This is a genomic window from Sphingomonas sp. TF3, from assembly GCF_003985085.1.
GTDB lineage: Bacteria > Pseudomonadota > Alphaproteobacteria > Sphingomonadales > Sphingomonadaceae > Sphingomonas.
In genome coordinates, this window is the sequence record NZ_RWKS01000009.1 from 101,608 (window position 1) to 120,743 (window position 19,136).

The following is a 19,136-nucleotide window of genomic DNA, read 5'->3' on the forward strand; positions in this document are numbered from 1 at the left end:
CGGCCCCGCGCGTCCATGTGCAGCCCACAAACGCGGGAGCATGGTGATGGACGCACGTGGTGGTATCGGCGGAAGCCTGACCGGGCTCGATTTGAGGGCTGAGATCGACCGGCTGCGCAAGGAACGCAACGCCGTGATCCTGGCGCATTATTACCAGAAGCCCGAAATCCAGGATCTGGCCGATTTCGTCGGCGACAGCCTCGATCTGTCGCGCAAGGCAGCGGCGACCGATGCCGATGTCATCGCCTTTTGCGGCGTGCGCTTCATGGCCGAGACCGCCAAGATCCTGAGCCCCGACAAGATCGTGGTGCTGCCCGACATGGATGCCGGGTGCAGCCTGGAGGACAGTTGCCCGCCCGACCAGTTCGCCGCGTTCCGCGCCGCGCACCCGGATCATATCGCGCTGACCTATATCAACTGCTCGACCGAGGTGAAGGCGCTCTCCGACGTGATCGTCACATCGTCTTCGGCGGAAAAGATCCTCAGCCAGATCCCGCTCGACCAGAAAATCATCTTCGGGCCGGACAAGAATCTGGGCGGTTATCTGGCGCGCAAGACCGGGCGCGAGATGCTGCTGTGGCCGGGCGTGTGCATCGTGCACGAGGCGTTCAGCGAAACCGAATTGCTCAAGCTGCAATTGCAGCACCCCGGCGCGCCGGTCGCGGCGCACCCCGAATGCCCGCCTTATATCCTCGACCATGCCGATTATGTCGGCTCGACCAGCGGCATTTTGGCCTATGCCGATGCCATGGCGGGCGACACGCTGATCGTCGCGACCGAGCCGCACATCATCCACCAGATGGAAAAGGCCGCGCCGCTCAAGAACTTCATTGGCGCGCCCGGCGCGGACGGCAATTGCAACTGCAATGTCTGCCCGTACATGGCGCTGAACACGCTGGAGAAACTCTACCTCGCCCTGCGCGACCTGACCCCGCGCGTGGAAATTGAGGAAGGGCTGCGGCTACAAGCCAAGAAGAGCCTCGACGCGATGCTCGCCATGGCCAGCGGCACGGTGGGGCAGGGCGACCTGGGTCCTGTAAAGGCATGACCTTTCAGCTCGACCGTTTCGACCTCGCAAGCTTCGTGCAGGCGACGCTGGCCGAGGATTTGGGGCCGGGCGGGGACATTACCTCTGCTGCGGTGATCCCGGCGGATGCGCGGTTTACCGGGGTGATGGACAGCCGCGATGCGATCGTCGTCGCGGGGTTGCCGATCGCCGAGGCGTTTTTCCGCGCGTTGGACCCGGATGTGGAGATCGAGCGGCTGGTCGAGGACGGGCAAGCGGTGGCGGCGGGCACCGATCTGTTGCGCCTCCAGGGACGCGCGCGGGCGATGCTGACGGCGGAGCGCTCGGCGCTCAACACGGTGCAGCATCTGTCGGGCATCGCGACGATGACACGCACCTATGTCGAGGCGATTGCGGGCACCGGCGCGACTTTGCTCGATACACGCAAGACCATACCTGGCCTGCGCGCGCTGGAGAAATATGCGACGCGGATGGGCGGGGCGACCAACCACCGCATGGGCCTGTGGGACGCCGCTATGATCAAGGACAATCATGTCGCGGTCGCAGGCGGCGTAGGTCCGGCGATTGCGCGGGCGAAGGCCGCAGGGATCGCGCGGATCATCGTCGAGGTGGATGCGCTGGACCAGATCGAACCGGCGCTTGCGGCGGGGGCAACGCATCTGCTGCTCGATAATATGGACGTGGCCACACTGCGCACGGCGGTGGCGCAGGTTGCCGGGCGCGTGCCGACCGAAGCGTCGGGCGGGGTGCGGCTCGATACGATCGGCGCGATCGCCGCGACCGGGGTTACCTATGTCAGCGTCGGGCGCTTGACGCAGTCGGCTCCGGCGGCTGATATCGGGCTCGATTTCACGGCAGCATGAGGGTGCGGACGATGCGGATTTCTCTGGCGATCGGATGTGGCGTGCTGGCGATGCTGCCGGTGGCAGTGCAGGCGCAAAGCTATCAATGCACTGTCCCCACCACGCTGCCGCGCCCGCACCCCGACGTCGCCTCGGCGAGCCAGCCGCAGCGACTGCGCCCGATCACCGGCTATACGCTCGCGCTGACCTGGGCACCGGAATATTGCCACAACAATTTCCGCGATCCCTCTGCCAAATTCCAATGCCAGAGCGGCAACCGGTTCGGCTTCACGTTGCATGGTTTGTGGCCCGACGGCGTGGGGAAGGAGTGGCCGCAATATTGCACGTCCACGGCGTTGTTGCCCGCGGCGCTGATCAAGCAGCACGTCTGCTCGACGCCCTCGCCACAATTGCTCCAACACGAATGGGCCAAGCACGGCACGTGCATGGGCACCACAGCTGACGCCTATTTCAGCAAATCGACCGACCTTTACGCCAAGCTCCACTATCCCGACATGGACGCCCTGTCGCGCAAGCCGCTGAACGCCGGACACTTGGCGGAAGCGATCGCGGCGGCCAATCCGGGGCTACCGGCCAACGCCGTGCGTGTCACCGTCAACGAACGCGGGTGGCTCGACGAGCTATGGCTGTGCCTCGACAAGCGCTTTGCCTATACGCGCTGCGAGGCGGGTTCGGGCGGTGTTGCCGACACCGCGACGGTGAAGGTCTGGCGCGGGAAGCGCTGATCGCCTTCCCGCCACCGCGCGGTCAGCCGACGATGGTGGCGGTCGATGGGTGATGCTTGTCGAGATGGCGTTTGATGATCTTCAGGTTGCGCGTATTCGAGCGGAACAGGAAATCGGGAACGGCACCCACCACCGGAATGATGCCCAGCAGAAAATCGATCCCGACATTGCCGAACATCCGCGCCATCTGGAGCTTCGACATGCCGAGGTTACGCGCTTCCCACACCATCCACGCGCCCATCGCTGCCCCGATCGCGTCGCCACCGATCGGGATCAGGTCCAGGATCACGTCGAGGCCAATTTTGCGATTGAGCAACGGCACCGTGAACAGCCCTTCGAGCAAATGCTCCATCGCCTCGATCCGCTTGCGCACCGCCGCCGGATCGCGCCCGGCATAGCTGGAAGCGAACGCACCGAGGGGCGGGGGGCTCATGCGAGTTGTGGTGTCGGCCATGTCATCTCAATTGGTGTCGCTGCGGAGATGATTCAACGGGTGCCACGCGCGGGAGTTCCCGGTCCAGGCTTTCAATCGGATACTCACCAGCGACCAACGAAGCGGACGCGCGATCGGAATGAAGGCCACCTCATTGGCGAGCGCTGCATCGGCAATGGCAATTTGCTGCGCGCGCATCCGCGGCGAATCCGCATCGCGGGCGGCGTCGATCGCAGTTTGGGTCGCCTCGCTGCACAATTGGCACGCGGTTGCCACGTACCAGCGGGCGCTGTCATAGGGCGCGACCGCGTCGATCAGGCGGAGGTCGGCCGGTGCATCGGCGGCAACCCGCTCGGGCGCGATTCCCAGCGATACCAACGCCGCGCCGATATAGCCGTAGAGCAAGGTTGCGCCCGGGCCGTCGGGGAGCGCGACGCGCAGCGCGATTTCGCCCGGATGCGCGGCCTTCCATTGGGCGATGCGAGTCACGGCCTCTTGGGGCGGGCCGCTTTCGGCTTGCGCCCATGCGGGGCTTGCCGGGGGGGCCGCCGAATCGAGTTGCTCGGGCAGCAATTGCGATACCGGTGCCCAATCGGGGGCAATGGCGGCGGCGAAGGCCGCGCGGTCAAATGCCTGAGCGATGGCCGCGCGATTGGCGGGATCAGCGAGCACGCCTTCCCGGCTGACAATCGCCAGGCCGAACACGCCAGCCGATGGATCGAGCCGTCGGTTGATGGGCGCGATCTGGGTAAGCTCGACAAGCGGCCAATCGGTGAAAGTACCGCCGGTGACAAGTTGCGCCTCGCGCCGCTCGAAGCGAACGATGGCGCGTGCCGCGCGTTCGCCAATCAAATGGATACTGGCGGCGGCAGAGGGTTCGACCACGTCGTCGTCCGGGCTGCGCGCGGGGTCGAACGCGGGACGCAGCAAGACACTGCGACCGCGCTGCGCGGTCGCCCGAAACGGCCCACTTCCGCCGGGTGGCCGAATGCGAAAAATCGCAAGTTCGGGCTGTGCGAACAGTTTCAGAAGGTCCGGACGCGGCCGCTTCAGGCGGATCTCGATCACCTCGGGCGTCATCTCGACGATTTCGTCGATTGCGGTCAGATAAGGGCGCAAAACGTTATGCGACCCGGGCGCGAGCTGACGGCGCAGCACCTTCACCACTTCGGCAGCGGTGACCCTTTCCCCGTCATTCCACTCGCTGTCGCGCAAGCGGAAGATGTAGCTTCTGCCTTGGTCGATCACGCTCCAGCGCTCGGCAATACCCGGTTCGATCTGGCCGCTTGCGTCGAAGCGGACGAGGCCCTGTGCGGTCGCGTCGAGCAGGAGCCTGGCAGGGGTGTCCAGCGCACCGCGCGCCGGGTCGGCCAGTACGGGATTGCTGCCGATAGCGCTGACCGTCACCGGGCCGTCGTCACCACGCGGGCCGCACCCGGCGAGCGCGGCGAGCGAGACCAGGGCGATAGGGCGAACCATCAAAAGGGGCAGGCGTAGGCGGGTCATGGCCATCCTTGTGCCACCCGGTCGCGGCCCGCGCCACCCGGTCGTTTAGATCGGTTGTGTGCCCGGTTTAACCGAACGACCGGTGCGGATCGTGCGCGATCAACATCGTGTCGTCCCGTGCGATGACGGCGAGCGCCAGCCCTGCCTCGCGCGCGCGATCGATCGCAAGGCTGGTAGGGGCGCTGATGGTGATCAGCATCGGGAAACCCGCGCGGACCGTCTTTTCCACCAGCTCCTGGCTGCACCGCGCCGATAGCAACACGAAGCCCGTGGCGCTCGAAATGCCATGGCGCGCAAGCGCTCCGATCAATTTGTCGAGCGCATTGTGGCGGCCCACGTCTTCGCGCGCGAGCACGATATCGCCGAACGGGCTGCAAAACGCCGCAGCATGAGTCGCGCCGGTCGCACGGCCGAGCCGTTGATGGTGGCGCAACTGGCCGAGCGCCCGCGCTATGGCTGTACGCTCCAGCGATATTCTGGCCGTGACGGGGGAAAGCGGGGCGAGCGCGGCGGCGATGCTGTCGATACCGCAAATGCCGCAGCCGCTTTCCGACACGCGGGTGCGCGCGCGCGCGAGGACGCGAGGGGTGGAGCGTTGCGGAAGTTCGGCGCGCACGATCCAGCCGCCATCGACCGCAACGATGCTTGGTTCGGTGAGTTCGTCGAGCGTCGCCAGGCCTTCGCTGATCGTGAAGCCCGCGACAAAGTCGGCCAGATCGGTGGGCGTGCCCATCATCACGGCATAGCCGATCCCGTTATATTCCAGCGCGATCGGCGCTTCGACCGGGACCGCGCGATCGATCCAGTCACCCGGTGTGTCATCGTAGGCGACGCGCAGCACCGGGACATCGCGAACCGCCATAGTCAATTGGCTGAGATCGTCGGGGCGGTTGATATTGACCAGATCCAGGTTCGAATCATCCACCCGGCGGCTTCCCGCAAGTGCGATCCAGGATTCGAGCGAGCGCCCGCCCGCGGCGATGTGCGCGTCGAGCCGGGCGGCTAGCGCGGTTGGCCACCAGCCGATCGCCGTCTGCCGGTTCAGCACGGCTGCGTCCTCCCCCTCCAGCAAGCGCCGTAGCGTGGTCGGCAAGGGATGGACATCGACGGGCACGGTCAGCACCGCGTCATATCCGTGACGGGCACCATAATGCAGCGCGGCGTTGAGCGCCCCTAATGGCCCGAGGCCGGGTTCCGGCCGGTCGGCCACGCCCTCCAGGCCCTCCCACTCCCGTCCGCACAGCACCACATGATCGACCTGTGGCGACAGCGCGGCGACGCAGTGCGCGAGCAACGGCGCGCCGTTCCACTGCGCCACCGCTTTGTCGGTGCCGAAGCGGCGTGACTGCCCCCCGGCAAGGATCGCGCCTAGCAAACGCATGGCAGCCTCATTTCGCCTCCGCATCGCTGCGCACCTGCGCGTGCGCAAGCAGGGCGAAGATGCCGGCTCCGCCGAGCAGATTGCCGAGGATGGCCGGGATCAACGACGCCGCGATCAGCGCGAGCGCCGATGCCTTGCCGCTGAAGATCAGCAGGAACACCTCGGACGAGCCGACGATCGAATGGCTGAATCCCGCGAGCGCGACGAGATAGGTGATCGCGCTGATGATCAGAAAGGACTGGGCGCGGGCCCCGGGCAGGGTCCAGGCGAGGATCGCGATGAAGAAGCCAGCCGGGATGGCGTTGAGGAAGGTCGCGCCCGCGCCAAGCGTCATCACCTTGGCCGAAACCGCGATCATCGCGGCGCGTAATGCATCGTCCCCGATCAGCCCGCCCGCCATTGCCGACGCGACCAATGCGGTGCCTGCAAGGTTGGCGAGGATGACTAGCGCCCACAGCCGAAGCGTCCGCCCCAGTGCCGCGAGCGACGGCTTGGTCGCGAGCGGCAGCATTGCGGTGATTGTGCTTTCGGTGAACAACTGCATCCGTCCGAGCACGACGATCAAAAATCCAATCGGGTAGCCGAGCGACACCACCGTCGGCCGCCACGGCGCATCGGGCAAATGCGCGTACAGCGCACCCTCGAACAACAGCGAAGCGTTGATCGCGATGCCCGCTGCAAGGCCCGACCACAACAAGGCGGCGGCCGGACGGTTGACCGCCGTCTCGCCCTCTTCGCGCACCGTGCGATGAAGGTCGGTCGCGTCGGCCGCACCGAGATCGTCGTCGCTTTTTGAAGTATCTTTGCTGGAAACCATCGGTCTGTTGCTATGCGCAAAAGCGCGGCTTGGCCAGCGAACGCGAAGCGGCCATCACCTCGCCTCCACTCGCACCGGCACCGATTTCGAAGCGGGCGTGCCCGACAGTTCGTCATGGTGCTGCATCGGCACCAGCACGTTACACTCGGGGTAATAACCCGCGATCGTGCCGCGCGGGAGCTGGTAGGCGGTCAGTGTAAGGCCGGTCAGGCGGCGGTCGTGGCCGTCGGCGACGTCGGTCACCAGCGTAATCGTCTGGCCGTCGGTGAGCCCGGCTTCGGCCATGTCCTCCGGGCACATCAGCACGATATCGCGCGAGCCTTCGAGCCCGCGCAGCCGATCCGAATAGCCGTAAATCGTGGTGTTGAACTGATCGTTGGAGCGCATCGTGATGAGGCGATAGCGGCCGGGTGCATCCTGGAAGCCGACCGAATTGAGCGCGCCGGGCGTGGTGAACACCGCTTTGCCCTCGGGCGTCTTCCACACCCGCTCATGCGCGCCATTGCCGCGATAGAAGCCGCCGGCCTGATACATGCGCTTGTTATAATCGCGGAAATCGTCGGGATAGGTACGCTCGATCAAATCGCGTACCAGCGCGTAATCGCCGGTCCAGGCGTCCCATTGCAGCGCGGGCAGCGGCGGTAGCGTCGCCTTGGCGATACCCGCGACGATCGCCAACTCGCTCCTTACGCTCTCCGACACGGGCGGGCGATAGCCGATCGAGGCGCTGATCATCGAAAAGCTGTCCTCGCTGGTGATGGTCTGCGGCCCGGTCGCTTGCGCGTCGGTTTCGAAGCGGCCGAGACAGGGCAGGATATAGGCCTGTTTGGCGGGGAACAGGTGGCTGCGGTTGAGCTTGGTCGAAACCATCACGGTGAGGTCCTGCGCCGCCCAGGCGGCCTCCATCCGTTGCTGATCGGGCACGGCGCGCACCAGATTGCCGCCGAGCGAGATGAACGCCTTCACCTCGCCCTCGAACAACGCCTCGGCGGCGTGGACGATATTCATGCCGTCCTCGGTCGGCGGATCGAAGCCGAACAGCTCCTTCAATTTGTCGAGCGGGACGAGATGTGCCTTTTCGGCAATGCCGACGGTACGCTGGCCCTGCACATTGCTGTGTCCGCGCACCGGGCAGCAGCCGGCGCCGGGGCGACCGATATTGCCGCGCAGCAGCAGCAAATTGACCAGCATCGCGATGTTCAGCGCGCCGTGCGCGTGCTGCGTCAGGCCCATGCCATACACGCCGATCACCTTTTCGGCGGCGATATAGACTTCGGCGGCCTCGCGCAGCGCGGCTTCGCTCAGGCCGGATTCGCGCTCGATCTCGGCCCAGTCGGCGTCGCGGCAGGACTGGATGAAGCTGTCGAAGCCGGTGGTGTGCTGTTCAACGAAGGCGTGGTCGATCACTTCCGCCGTGCCCGCCGCCCTGGCGGCATCGTCGGCCTCGACCACGCATTTGCACAGGCCAAGGATCGCGGCGATGTCGCCGCCGGCCTTCACCTGATGATATTGGTCGGAGATCTTGGTCTCCTTGCCGGTGAGCATCGCGGCCGGGCTTTGCGGATCGACGAAGGAGACGAGGCCTTGTTCGATGACGGGGTTGAAGGTGACGATCTTGCCGCCGCGATCCTTCAATTCCTTCATCGGGTGGAGGAAGCGCGGGCTATTGGTGCCGGGGTTCTGGCCGAACACGAAGAAGGCGTCGGTTTCGGCGAGATCCTCCCACACGATCGTGCCAACGGGCGAGCCGATCACCTTGGTCAGCCCGACCGAGGTGGTCTCGTGACACATGTTGGAGCTTTGCGGCAGGTTGTTGGTGCCGTGAACGCGCGCGAGCAGCGCGTAGAGATAGGAGGCTTCGAGCCCGGCATGGCCCGAAGCGTAGAACACCGCGCTATTTTTGGGGAGCGCGTTCAGCGTCGCGCCAATCGCGGCGAAGGCTTCGTTCCACGACACTTCCTCATAGCGGTCGGTCGCGGCATTGTAGCGCAGCGGGTGTGTCAGGCGGCCGGTCTTTTCGAGATCATGATCCTTCCAGTCGCGCAGTGCGGTGACGGTATGGCTGTCTTCTTCCCAAAAGGCGGGGGTGCAGCGTGCGCTGGTGAGCTCCCACAGCGTCGCCTTCGCGCCGTTTTCGCAAAATTCGAACGCCGAATAATTGGCGGGCTTGGGCCAGGCGCAGGACACGCACATCACGCCCTTGGGCTTGTTGATTCGCCCGAGGCTGCGCAAGGCGGCGGGGCTGGGCAAGGCGTCGCCATAGGCGTGCGCGATTCCCCGCAGCGAACCCCAGCCGCCAGCGGGACCGGAAGCGTGGGGAAGGTCCTTGTGCTCGGCCATGTCTGCGCGCCTTGTCGATAGAATTAGGGGAGGGGATGAATACGTACGCTGCAACTGTCCCCCGGCTCAACGCCGAATGCTGCACGAGGTTGCGCGGCGGACTTGTCAGCCGGTGGGGAGTCGAACATGACGCCGCACAGCGGTTTTTGCTCAAGTGGGCGTGTTCCCCGAAAACCCGGAGGTGTCATGGCGGACGTTGCAATCATGGATCGTGTGGCGCGGGAAGTGCTGCCGCGATGACGGGATTGATCGGCATCGACTGGGGCACGTCCAACCTGCGAGGTTTTCGCTTCGACGCAACGGGGAAGGTGATCGAACGGCGCGTCTCATCGCGTGGCATCGCGACGATCGAGGATGGCGCGTTCGAGGCGGTCTTGGGCACGTTGATCGACGGGTGGATCGGCGATCGGCCGGTGATCGTATTGGCCGGCATGATCGGAAGCCGCAATGGCTGGCACGAGGCCGCCTATCTGCCATGCCCGGCCGATCCGGTCGCGCTCGCAGCGGCGACGCAGGGCTTCGATACCGCGCTTGGCCAGTGCCACATCGTGCCCGGGCTCTCGGTCGATCAGCCGGTTCGACTGGGCGACGTGATGCGCGGAGAGGAAACGCAGATTCTGGGTGCGGGCGTGCGTGACGGGGTGGTCGTGCTGCCCGGAACGCACAGCAAATGGGCGATGCTGGACGCCGGGCGCGTAACGGGCTTTCGTACGGCGATGACCGGCGAGCTTTACGCCGTATTGCTGCGACATTCGTTGCTGGGTCGTTTGGCAGAGGATCCGGGCGAGCATGACACCGCGGGTGCCTTTGCCCGTGGCGTGAACCGCGCGCTGGCAGATCCGGCGGTGTCGATGCTGCTATTCTCGGCGCGTGCGGAGGTGCTGCTGGGGAAGCTTTCTACGCGGGAGGTTGCGGCGTATCTGTCGGGCCTGCTGATCGGGGCCGAGATCGGCGCGATGATGGGGGCAGCGCCTGGCACGATCACGATGATCGGCGATCCAGCGCTCAGTGCGCGCTATCGCACCGCCTTCGCCCTTGCCGGGCGAACAGACATCGACCTCGTCGATGGCGATGCGGCCACCGCCGCCGGACTGTGGACGATTGGAAAGGAGATCCGATGACCTTCGACGACTTGCTGGACGAGCTTCCGCTCATCGCGATCCTGCGGGGGCTCACGCCGGGCGAGGCGGGGCCGGTCGCCCGCGCCCTGTGCGATTGCGGGTTCCGGTGCCTGGAAGTGCCGCTCAACTCACCCGAGCCGTTTGTGAGCATCCGCGCCATCGTCGATACGCTGGGGGATACCGCGCTGGTCGGGGCGGGGACGGTGCTGCACCCGGACGATGTGCAACGCGTCCAGGATGCAGGCGGGCAGATCGTGATCTCGCCCAATTGCAATACCGACGTGATCCGCGCGACCAAGGCGCTGGGGCTGGTGTCGCTGCCCGCCTTCTTCACCCCAACCGAAGCCTTTGCCGCAATTGACGCGGGGGCCGATGGATTGAAGCTTTTTCCTGCCGAAGTCGCCGGTCCGCAAGGCTTGAAGGCGATGCGGGCGGTGTTGCCGAAGGCGATGCCGGTGTTCCCGGTGGGCGGCATCGATGCCGAGACGATGGCCGCTTATTGTGCAGCCGGGGCGACGGGCTTCGGCATCGGCTCCTCGCTTTATGCGCCGGGTCGTTCGGCGGAAGACACCGGCGCGCGCGGGCGTGCGTTGGTTAGCGCCTTCCGGGCGGCGCGAGCGACGGCGTAGATCGCACGTCGCCCGTCCGAACGGGTCGCGTCGCTGCGCGTCAGCGCGTGGTCGACAGCCGGAAGACCATCCGGTGGTGATAGGGATTGGCGGGATCGACGCGCGCCGAGCCGAACACCGGTTGGTTGGGCGTGTCGGGGAAGAGTTGCGGCTCAAGCGCGATGCCGTCGCCCATGCGGTACAGGTGCCCGCTTTTGCCGATCAGCGTGCCATCCAGGAAATTGCCGGTGTAGAGTTGAACGCCGGGTTCGGTCGTCAACACCTCAAGCACGCGACCCGAGGCCGGATCTTCCAGCCGCGCGGCAAGCTTGGGCTCCTTGGTCCGCCCGGCATCGAGCACGAAATTGTGATCATAGCCGCGGCCGAACACGATTTGCGGGTCGGTGCCGTCGCGTATGCCATCCTGAAGCACGCGCCCGTGCGTGAAATCAAACACGCTGCCCGCGACGGGCTTCAGCACGCCGGTCGGGATCAGTTGCGCATTCACCGGGGTGTAACGGGCGGCGGGGATGGTCAGCCGGTGTTGCAGGGCACCCTGCGGCGCGCCTTCCCCGGCGAGATTGAAGATCGCGTGGTTGGTGAGGTTGACGATCGTCGGCGCGTCGCTGGTCGCATCATAGTCGATCGTCAGGTTGCCCGCATCGTCGAGTGCATAGCTGGCGGTGACCGCGAGCGTGCCGGGATACCCCTGGTCACCCGCCGCGCTTGTCAGCGCAAACGTCACGCGCGCGGTAGGACCGGAGGTTACCGAGACCACGCGCCACGGCCGTTTGTCGAAGCCCTTGGTGCCGCCGTGCAGCGAGTTGCCCTTATCGTTCTGCGCAAGCTGAATGGTCTTCCCGTCCAGGATGAAGCGTCCGCCCGCGATGCGGTTGGCATAGCGGCCCACGCTCGCACCCCAGAAATTGGGACGATCGACATAGCTTTGCAGATCGTCATAGCCGAGTTCGACATCGGCGATCTTGCCGTCTCGGTCGGGCGCTTTCAACGCTTGCAGGGTCGCGCCGAAAGAAATGATCGTCGCGCTGACGCCGTTTGCGCCCTTCAGCGTCACGGCTTCGACTGCGGTCCCGTCGGCCAGTGTGCCAAAGGGGCGTCGTTCCGCCGTCGCGGCGAAGGCCGGTGTCGCGACGCACGTTACGAGCGCTGCGAGTAGCGTTGTCTTCGTCCAACCCAGACCGTGGCGCCGCATAAACTCTCCCATCGTTGACCAGTTTGAACTTGCTATATACTCAGACAAAATAGATGCAAAGGGCACCTTGCGCGATTATGCCGACTGCCCGAACGACGGAGAGATAGAGTGACGGTTTCGCTGATTCAGATCCGCCAGCCAGATGACGCCCGTGCGGTGGTCGTCGCGCAGGGCGACATGCTGCGAACGGTTCCGGGGGTCACAACGGTGGTGGAATTGGCGCGCCGCGCGCTTGCCGAGCGACACAGCCTGATCGAGATGATCGGTGCGTTGGGCGAGGGCGAACCGGTCGATCTGTCGCGCGTCACCGTGCTCGCACCGATCGACCACCCCGATACCGCGCATTTGCTGATGACCGGCACGGGCCTGACACACCTCGGCTCGGCCGAAGGGCGCGACAAGATGCACCGTGCGATCGATGATGCCGCGCAGCAAACCGATTCGATGAAGATGTTCCTGATGGGGGTGGCGGGCGGCAAGCCCGAGGGAGACGCGGTCGGTGCCCAGCCCGAGTGGTTCTTCAAGGGCGATGGCAGTGCGTTGATCGCGCCCGACGCGCCGCTACCGTCCCCGGCGTTCGCGCTCGATGCGGGGGAGGAGCCGGAAATTGCCGGCATCTACCTGATCGATGAGGATGGCACCCCGGTGCGGCTCGGGTTTGCGCTCGCCAATGAATTTTCCGATCATGTCACGGAGCGCGGCAATTATCTGTGGCTCGCCCATTCCAAATTGCGGCCCGCGGCGCTCGGCCCGGAATTGCTGATCACGCCGTTGCCGTCACATGTCGAGGGCACCAGCAAGATACTTCGCGATGGCACTGTCCTATGGGAAAAGCCGTTCGTATCGGGCGAAGCGAACATGTCGCACAGCATCGCCAACCTTGAGCATCACCATTTCAAATATGCACTGTTTCGGCGTCCGGGCGACGTACACGTCCATTTCTTCGGCACGGCGACGCTGTCGTTCAGCGACGCGGTTCACACCCAACCGGGCGACATCTTCGAGATCGCTGCGGCCCCATTCCACTATCCCGTGCGCAACCCGATCGGCGCGGAACCCGCCACGCCCGTGTCGGTAAAAACGCTGTGAGCCCGATCCGCGTCGCCATCGTTGGGCTCGGCAAGATTGCCCATGACCAGCATTTGCCCGCGATCGCCGGGTCGCCCGAGTTCGAATTGGTCGCGGCGGCAACGCTGGCCGGGACGCTCGCCGATGTGCCGGTGTTCGCGTCGGTAGAGGCCATGCTCAATGCCGACATCGCGATCGACGCGATCGCGATGTGCCAGCCGCCGCAGGTGCGGTTCGATGCCGCCGTGCAGGCGATCCGCGCGGGCAAGCATGTGCTGCTGGAAAAGCCCCCTGGCGCGACCCTGTCCGAAGTCGAAGCGCTGACGCGCTTGTCTGACGCTGCCGGCACGACGCTGTTCGCGGCATGGCATTCGCGCTTTGCGCCTGCGGTGCACGACGCCCGCGCGTGGCTCACCGAGCGGCGCATCAACCATGTCGAGATCACCTGGAAAGAAGATGTCCGGCGCTGGCATCCCGGGCAGCAATGGATCTGGGAGCCGGGCGGGCTCGGTGTGTTCGATCCGGGCATCAACGCGCTGTCGATCGCGACGCGGATCCTGCCGCGCCATTTCTATTTGCACGACGGCACGCTCGACTTCCCCGCAAACCGTGCCGCGCCGATCGCCGCCGAGCTCAACATGATCGGGATGAGCGGTGCACCGGTCCACGCCGTGTTCGATTGGCGGCAGACCGGCCCACAGACATGGGATATCGTCGTCGATACCGATGACGGCACACTGATGCTGACGCATGGCGGCAGTCGCTTGACGATCAACGGCATGGCGCGGGAAAGTGCCCCCGAAGCCGAATATGCCGCGCTCTATCATCATTTTGCCGCGCTGATCGCAAAAGGCGAGAGCGATGTCGATCGCACTCCGCTGCGACTGGTCGCCGACGCATTCCTGCGCTGCCGCCGCCGCGATACGGACCCCTTCGACGATTGAATCGACCATAGCGGGCGCGCGCTGAGATGGTGCGCCATCCGTCGCGCGATCGGCGTTTGACGCGCTCGCTGGCCACATATACTCAGACAATAGAGGATTGATTCAGGAGAGACAGGTAATGGCGATGGTGGCCCCAACGGCGCGGATATCGGAAAGCGCGAGCGGACCAAAAGCAGGGCGGGCGCTGGCACTGCTTGCCAGCCTGTTCTTCATGTGGGGCTTCATCACCGTCATCAACGGTACGCTGTTGCCGCACCTGCGCAGCGTGTTCGCGCTGAGCTACACCCAGACCACCTTGATCGAATCGGTCTGGTTCATCGCCTATTTCTTCGCCTCGATCCCGTCGGCGATGGTGATCGAACGGGTCGGCTATCAGCGCTCGATGGTGATTGGTTTGGGGATGATGGCGGTGGGCGCGCTGATCATGGTGCCCGCGGCGAAGCTTCCTTCCTATGAAGTGACGCTGTTCGCCCTGTTCGTAATCGCCAGTGGGATCACGCTGCTACAGGTCGCTGCCAACCCCTATGTTTCGGTGCTGGGCAAGCCCGAGACCGCGTCATCGCGGTTGAACCTGGTGCAGGCATTCAATTCGGCAGGGGCGACGCTCGCGCCGTTGTTCGGCGGCTATCTGATCCTTGGCCGCACGACGTCGGGAACGGCTGCGGCAGGAGCTGCCGCCTTGACCCCGGCCGAGCGGCTGGCCGACGCGCAATCGGTCGTGCTGCCTTATGTCATCGTCGCCGTTGTTCTTGCGGTGCTGGCCGTCATCATCGCGCGCTATCCGCTGCCGCCGATGGGCGTCGCGACGCAGCGCGCCGCCAAAGCACCCCCCTCGGGCAAGTCGCTCGGCTATCGCATCGCGCATCATCCCCTGTGGCAGCACCGCAATCTCGTGCTCGGCATTCCGGCGATCTTCATTTACCTGATCGCCGAGATCGGCGTCGGCAACCTGTTCATCAACTTCGTGTCGCAGCCCGAGATCGGCAACCTGACGCACCAGCAGGCCTCCAATTATCTGTTCCTGTTGTGGGGCGGGATGATGGTGGGCCGTTTGGTCGGGGCGTTCGCGATGCAGCGCATCGAGGCCGGACACGCGCTGGCGGTCGCCAGTATCGGTGCGACGGTCGTTATGTTGATCGCCGCCTTCACCACCGGCCATGTCGCGATGTGGGCGCTGATTTCGGTCGGGCTGTTCCACTCGATCATGTTCCCGACGATCTTCACGCTCGGCATCAAGGGCCTCGGGCCGCTGACCGAGGAGGGATCGGGCCTGCTGATCATGGCGATCGCAGGCGGTGCTCTGGTCGTGGTGCAGGGCTGGCTGGCCGACAGCTATGGCCTGCAGACCTCGTTCCTGCTGACCGCTGCGTGCGAGGTCTATGTGCTGTTCTACGCGCTATGGGGCAGCAAGACGGCATAGCCGCACCGATGGGTGCACGGCGAACCTGCTATGTCGGGTTGGACCGTGCGCCCGTTATGGGGTTTGTCCCGGTCCGCGCTCAAGCCGACCGACATGCACCGGCTGACCCTGCGAGGGCAGGGTGCATCGTTTCAGAGATGTATATGGTGCGGACGGCGGGACTCGAACCCGCACACCCTGAGGGCGAGGGATTTTAAGTCCCGTGCGTCTACCAATTTCGCCACGTCCGCATGTGCGGAAATTCCAAGCGTACCGCGCGGGTTGCGTCAAGTCGCTTAGACGTTGAGGCGCGCGCGCATTTCCTTGCCAGGCTTGAAATAGGGGACGCGCTTCGCGCCGACATCGACCAATTCGCCGGTGCGGGGGTTGCGTCCGGTGCGCGCATCGCGGGCGCGGGTCGAAAAGGCACCGAAGCCGCGGAGTTCAACACGCCCGCCCAGTGCCAGTCGCTTTGTGATCTCGTCGAAAAAGGTGGTGACCAGCGCCTCGATGTCGCGCAGCGACAGATCGGGGTTTTCAGCTGCCAATGTTTGCACCAGTTCAGATCGGATCATCGCGTCGTTTCCTTGCCGCCGCGGCCTTGCTCCAATGGAATGAAGTGGCCGCTTCGGACTTTATTTATCGTAAGTCCATCATGAACGATAGCCACGAAACGACGTGAAAGGACAGGACGGGGCTACTCCATTTGGATGAATAACCCCGTCCTTTGGCCTTACTTCTTGCTGTCGGCCCCTTGCGCCTTGAGCGCGGCACCGAGGATGTCGCCCAGCGACGCACCCGAGTCGGACGAGCCGTATTGCGCCACGGCCTGCTTCTCTTCGGAGATCTGCATCGCCTTGATCGAGAAGGTCGGCTTCTTCGAACGGTCGAAACCGGTCACCATCGCATCGAACTTCTGGCCGGTCTGGAACCGCTCCGGACGCTGCTCGTCGCGATCGCGGCCGAGATCGGTGCGCTTGATGAAGCCGGTCGCGCCGTCGTCGCCGACCTGCACTTCGAGACCCGCATCGCGGACTTCGAGCACGGTGACCGTGACGATGGCATTCTTGTTGAGGCCCGACGAAGCGTTGCCGCCTGCCGCTGCCGCACCGGCTGCCGGAGCACCACGCTCAAGCTGCTTCATGCCAAGCGAGATACGCTCCTTCTCGGCGTCGATGTCGAGCACGATCGCCTGAACGACCTCGCCCTTGCGATGCAGGTTGAGGGCGTCTTCGCCCGACACGCCCCAGGCGATGTCCGACATGTGGACCATGCCGTCGACGTCGTTGTCGAGGCCGATGAACAGACCGAATTCGGTCGCGTTCTTGACTTCGCCTTCAACGGTCGAACCGATCGGATGCGCTTCGGCGAAGGCCTCCCACGGGTTGCTGATCGCCTGCTTGAGGCCGAGCGAGATGCGGCGCTTGTCGGGGTCGACCTCGATGACCACGACATCGACTTCCTGCGAGGTCGAAACGATCTTGCCCGGATGGACGTTCTTCTTGGTCCAGGACATTTCGGACACGTGGACCAGGCCTTCGATGCCCGGCTCGAGTTCGACGAACGCACCATATTCGGTGATGTTCGTGACGCGGCCCGACAGCTTCGCGCCGACCGGATACTTGGCGGCAGCGCCTTCCCACGGATCGCTCTCGAGCTGCTTCATGCCGAGCGAGATGCGCTGCGTGTCCTTGTTGATGCGGATGATCTGAACGCGGACGGTATCGCCGATGTTCAGGACTTCCGACGGATGGCCGACGCGCTTGTAGCTGAGGTCGGTGACGTGCAGCAGGCCGTCAATGCCGCCCAAGTCAACGAACGCACCGTAATCGGTGATGTTCTTGACGACGCCGTCGATGATCTGGCCTTCAGCGAGGCTGAGGATCAGGCCCGAACGCTGCTCGGCGCGGGTTTCTTCGAGGATCGCGCGACGCGACACGACGATGTTGCCGCGCTTGCGGTCCATCTTGAGGATCTGGAACGGCTGCGGGATGTCCATCAGCGGGGTGACGTCGCGCACGGGGCGGATGTCGACCTGCGAACCCGGCAGGAAGGCCACGGCACCGTTGAGGTCGACCGTGAAGCCGCCCTTGACGCGGCCGAAGATGACGCCCTCGACGCGGGCGGTCTTGGCGAATTCGGTTTCGAGCGTGTCCCAGGCGGCTTCGCGACGGGCGCGGTCGCGCGACAGCATCGCTTCGCCGTGCACGTTCTCGACGCGGTCGACGAACACTTCGACTTCGTCACCGACCTTGAGATCGGCTTTCTGGCCCGGCATCGCGAATTCGCGCAGCGGAACGCGGCCTTCCGACTTCAGGCCGACGTCGATGACGGCGAGGTCGTTTTCAATCGCGGTGACGGTGCCCTTGACGACGCGGCCTTCGAAGCTGTCGGCACCGCCGAGCGTCATTTCGAGAAGGGCGGCGAAATCGTCGCGGGTTGGGTTTGCCTGAGTGGCCATAAAGTCTTGTATTCCTAAATCATGTTCCGGCCAGCCGGTTGTCTCCGGCGGTCTTGGCCAATGGTGTCGGGGTGGCCGTATGCGCAGCCCGACATCCGTTGATTGGGGGCAGGGAGGGCCAAGTCGCGCGAATGCGAAAAGGGCGCGAGAGGACATGCCTGTCGCGCCAGCCTCCGTGAACACCGCTCACCGGACGACCGCTCTATAGCGTGAGATGCCACTGCGGGCAAGCCGTAGGGGGGCGTTGAGGCACGGTGCCGTTGGCTATACCAATGCGGGAGAGACAGGGGAGCGATATGCGGCATTATCGATCGGCGATTGCAATAGGCACGTTATTGATGATCGGCGGCAGCGCCGTGGCGCAGGCCGTCGACGATCCGCTGACCCGGCCGATCGCCGCCGACTACGCCGCGCGCTGGCTGGCACTACAACCACCCACGCGCATCTACGGCAACACCTATCTGGTCGGCTTCCGCAAGATGAACGTCGCGCTGATCGATACCGGGGCGGGGCTGATCCTGATCGATGCGGCGCTCCCGCAATCGGTCGCGGCGGTCGAAGCCAATATTCGCACGCTCGGTTTCAAGCTGCGCGACGTGAAATTCATCCTCAGCACCGAGCCGCATTATGACCATGCCGGCGGGCTGGCCGCGCTTGCGCGTGATAGCGGCGCGACAATAATAGCCAGCGCGCCGGCCGCCAAAACGCTTCGGCAGGGGCATAGCGATGCCGATGACCCGCAATTCGGGCAATTACCCAATCTTCCTGCCGTTACCGGCCCGTTGCGAGTGGTGAAGGATGGCGAGGCAGTCCGGCTGGGGAAAGTCGACGTCACCGCAGTGGCCACGCCCGGCCATGCCGCCGGAAGCACGAGTTGGCGGTGGCGGTCCTGCGAGGCTGGGCGCTGCCTGAACATAGTGTTCGCCTCCAGCATCAACCCGGTATCGGTGGACGGCTACCGTTTCTCGGATCCGGCGCACCGCGCCATCGTCGCCACGTTCCGGCAGACGATTGCCCGGGTCGGCGCATTGCCGTGCGATATTCTGTTCACCGCGCATCCGGACAATTCCGGCGGGGATGTGACGTTTGCGCAGTTCGAGCGACACCCGACGCCCAATCCGTTCATAGATCCCGCCGCCTGCCGAAAACTGAGTGCCAGCTACACGAGCATCCTCGACGCCCGGCTGGCCAGGGAAGCGAAGCCCGCCGACCCGCAGTGAGCGCGAGGGA

The 19,136-nt window shown here is 64.9% G+C and carries 17 protein-coding genes and 1 tRNA gene; 9 read left to right on the top strand and 9 right to left on the bottom strand.

Annotation, left to right across the window (positions count from 1 at the left end):
- Positions 1-46: 46 nt before the first annotated feature.
- From nadA to EJC47_RS10155, 3 genes are read left to right on the top strand one after another with little or no spacing between them, the layout of a single operon-like run.
- Positions 47-1,048, top strand: coding sequence for a quinolinate synthase NadA (nadA, locus tag EJC47_RS10145; protein ID WP_126847324.1), 1,002 nt, complete (start codon positions 47-49; stop codon positions 1,046-1,048).
- Entirely contained in the window at positions 1,045-1,890 is an 846-nt protein-coding gene (nadC, locus tag EJC47_RS10150) for a carboxylating nicotinate-nucleotide diphosphorylase (protein WP_033963221.1), read from the top strand. The genes nadA and nadC overlap by 4 nt, the downstream gene beginning before the upstream one ends.
- 11 nt (positions 1,891-1,901) lie before the next feature.
- Entirely contained in the window at positions 1,902-2,615 is a 714-nt protein-coding gene (locus tag EJC47_RS10155) for a ribonuclease T2 family protein (protein WP_126847326.1), read from the top strand.
- Between the two features lie 22 nt (positions 2,616-2,637).
- Here the strand turns inward: EJC47_RS10155 and EJC47_RS10160 are convergent, their stop codons facing one another.
- From EJC47_RS10160 to EJC47_RS10180, 5 genes are all read right to left on the bottom strand, one after another.
- Positions 2,638-3,048 (bottom strand): DUF4112 domain-containing protein, encoded by a 411-nt coding sequence (locus tag EJC47_RS10160; RefSeq protein ID WP_033963280.1) that lies wholly within the window; start codon positions 3,046-3,048, stop codon positions 2,638-2,640.
- 27 nt (positions 3,049-3,075) lie between these two features.
- Positions 3,076-4,554, bottom strand: coding sequence for an ABC transporter substrate-binding protein (locus tag EJC47_RS10165; RefSeq protein ID WP_185867632.1), 1,479 nt, complete (start codon positions 4,552-4,554; stop codon positions 3,076-3,078).
- Between the two features lie 67 nt (positions 4,555-4,621).
- Entirely contained in the window at positions 4,622-5,935 is a 1,314-nt protein-coding gene (gene fdhD / locus EJC47_RS21510) for a formate dehydrogenase accessory sulfurtransferase FdhD (protein ID WP_185867633.1), read from the bottom strand.
- A 7-nt stretch (positions 5,936-5,942) separates the two neighbouring features.
- Positions 5,943-6,752 carry a formate/nitrite transporter family protein gene (locus EJC47_RS10175; protein WP_126847330.1) on the bottom strand — a complete coding sequence of 270 codons (810 nt, stop codon included), beginning with the start codon at positions 6,750-6,752 and terminating at the stop codon, positions 5,943-5,945.
- Between the two features lie 54 nt (positions 6,753-6,806).
- Positions 6,807-9,092 carry an FdhF/YdeP family oxidoreductase gene (locus EJC47_RS10180; protein ID WP_126847332.1) on the bottom strand — a complete coding sequence of 762 codons (2,286 nt, stop codon included), beginning with the start codon at positions 9,090-9,092 and terminating at the stop codon, positions 6,807-6,809.
- Between the two features lie 236 nt (positions 9,093-9,328).
- On the opposite strand from EJC47_RS10180, the gene EJC47_RS10185 reads away from it, so the two are divergent.
- Together EJC47_RS10185 and EJC47_RS10190 are read left to right on the top strand one after the other, a co-directional pair.
- Positions 9,329-10,213, top strand: coding sequence for a 2-dehydro-3-deoxygalactonokinase (locus EJC47_RS10185; RefSeq protein WP_052191979.1), 885 nt, complete (start codon positions 9,329-9,331; stop codon positions 10,211-10,213).
- Positions 10,210-10,842, top strand: a complete 633-nt coding sequence (locus EJC47_RS10190; RefSeq protein WP_126847334.1) for a 2-dehydro-3-deoxy-6-phosphogalactonate aldolase — start codon at positions 10,210-10,212, stop codon at positions 10,840-10,842. The genes EJC47_RS10185 and EJC47_RS10190 overlap by 4 nt, the downstream gene beginning before the upstream one ends.
- A 40-nt stretch (positions 10,843-10,882) precedes the next feature.
- Here the strand turns inward: EJC47_RS10190 and EJC47_RS10195 are convergent, their stop codons facing one another.
- Entirely contained in the window at positions 10,883-12,034 is a 1,152-nt protein-coding gene (locus EJC47_RS10195) for an aldose epimerase family protein (RefSeq protein ID WP_126847336.1), read from the bottom strand.
- Positions 12,035-12,142: 108 nt separating this feature from the next.
- Between EJC47_RS10195 and araD1 the strand changes: the two genes are divergently transcribed.
- From araD1 to EJC47_RS10210, 3 genes are all read left to right on the top strand, one after another.
- The gene (gene araD1, locus EJC47_RS10200) at positions 12,143-13,123 is read left to right on the top strand and encodes an AraD1 family protein (RefSeq protein WP_126847338.1); all 981 of its coding nucleotides are present in this window, start codon (positions 12,143-12,145) and stop codon (positions 13,121-13,123) included.
- A complete protein-coding gene (locus EJC47_RS10205) occupies positions 13,120-14,046 on the top strand; it encodes a Gfo/Idh/MocA family protein (protein WP_033963206.1) in 927 nt (308 codons plus the stop codon). The genes araD1 and EJC47_RS10205 overlap by 4 nt, the downstream gene beginning before the upstream one ends.
- A 118-nt stretch (positions 14,047-14,164) precedes the next feature.
- Positions 14,165-15,466 (top strand): sugar MFS transporter, encoded by a 1,302-nt coding sequence (locus tag EJC47_RS10210; protein WP_405053010.1) that lies wholly within the window; start codon positions 14,165-14,167, stop codon positions 15,464-15,466.
- A gap of 144 nt (positions 15,467-15,610) precedes the next feature.
- Here the strand turns inward: EJC47_RS10210 and EJC47_RS10215 are convergent.
- The 3 genes from EJC47_RS10215 to rpsA form a co-directional block, all read right to left on the bottom strand.
- Positions 15,611-15,696 (bottom strand) — tRNA-Leu (locus EJC47_RS10215).
- A 45-nt stretch (positions 15,697-15,741) separates the two neighbouring features.
- Complete coding sequence (locus tag EJC47_RS10220) at positions 15,742-16,020, bottom strand: integration host factor subunit beta (protein WP_033963205.1); 279 nt, start codon at positions 16,018-16,020, stop codon at positions 15,742-15,744.
- A 158-nt stretch (positions 16,021-16,178) separates the two neighbouring features.
- A complete protein-coding gene (rpsA, locus tag EJC47_RS10225) occupies positions 16,179-17,906 on the bottom strand; it encodes a 30S ribosomal protein S1 (RefSeq protein WP_010402708.1) in 1,728 nt (575 codons plus the stop codon).
- 296 nt (positions 17,907-18,202) lie between these two features.
- Here rpsA and bla point away from each other — a divergent pair, with 296 nt between their 5' ends.
- Positions 18,203-19,126, top strand: coding sequence for a subclass B3 metallo-beta-lactamase (bla, locus tag EJC47_RS10230; RefSeq protein ID WP_033963203.1), 924 nt, complete (start codon positions 18,203-18,205; stop codon positions 19,124-19,126).
- Positions 19,127-19,136 lie beyond the last annotated feature (10 nt).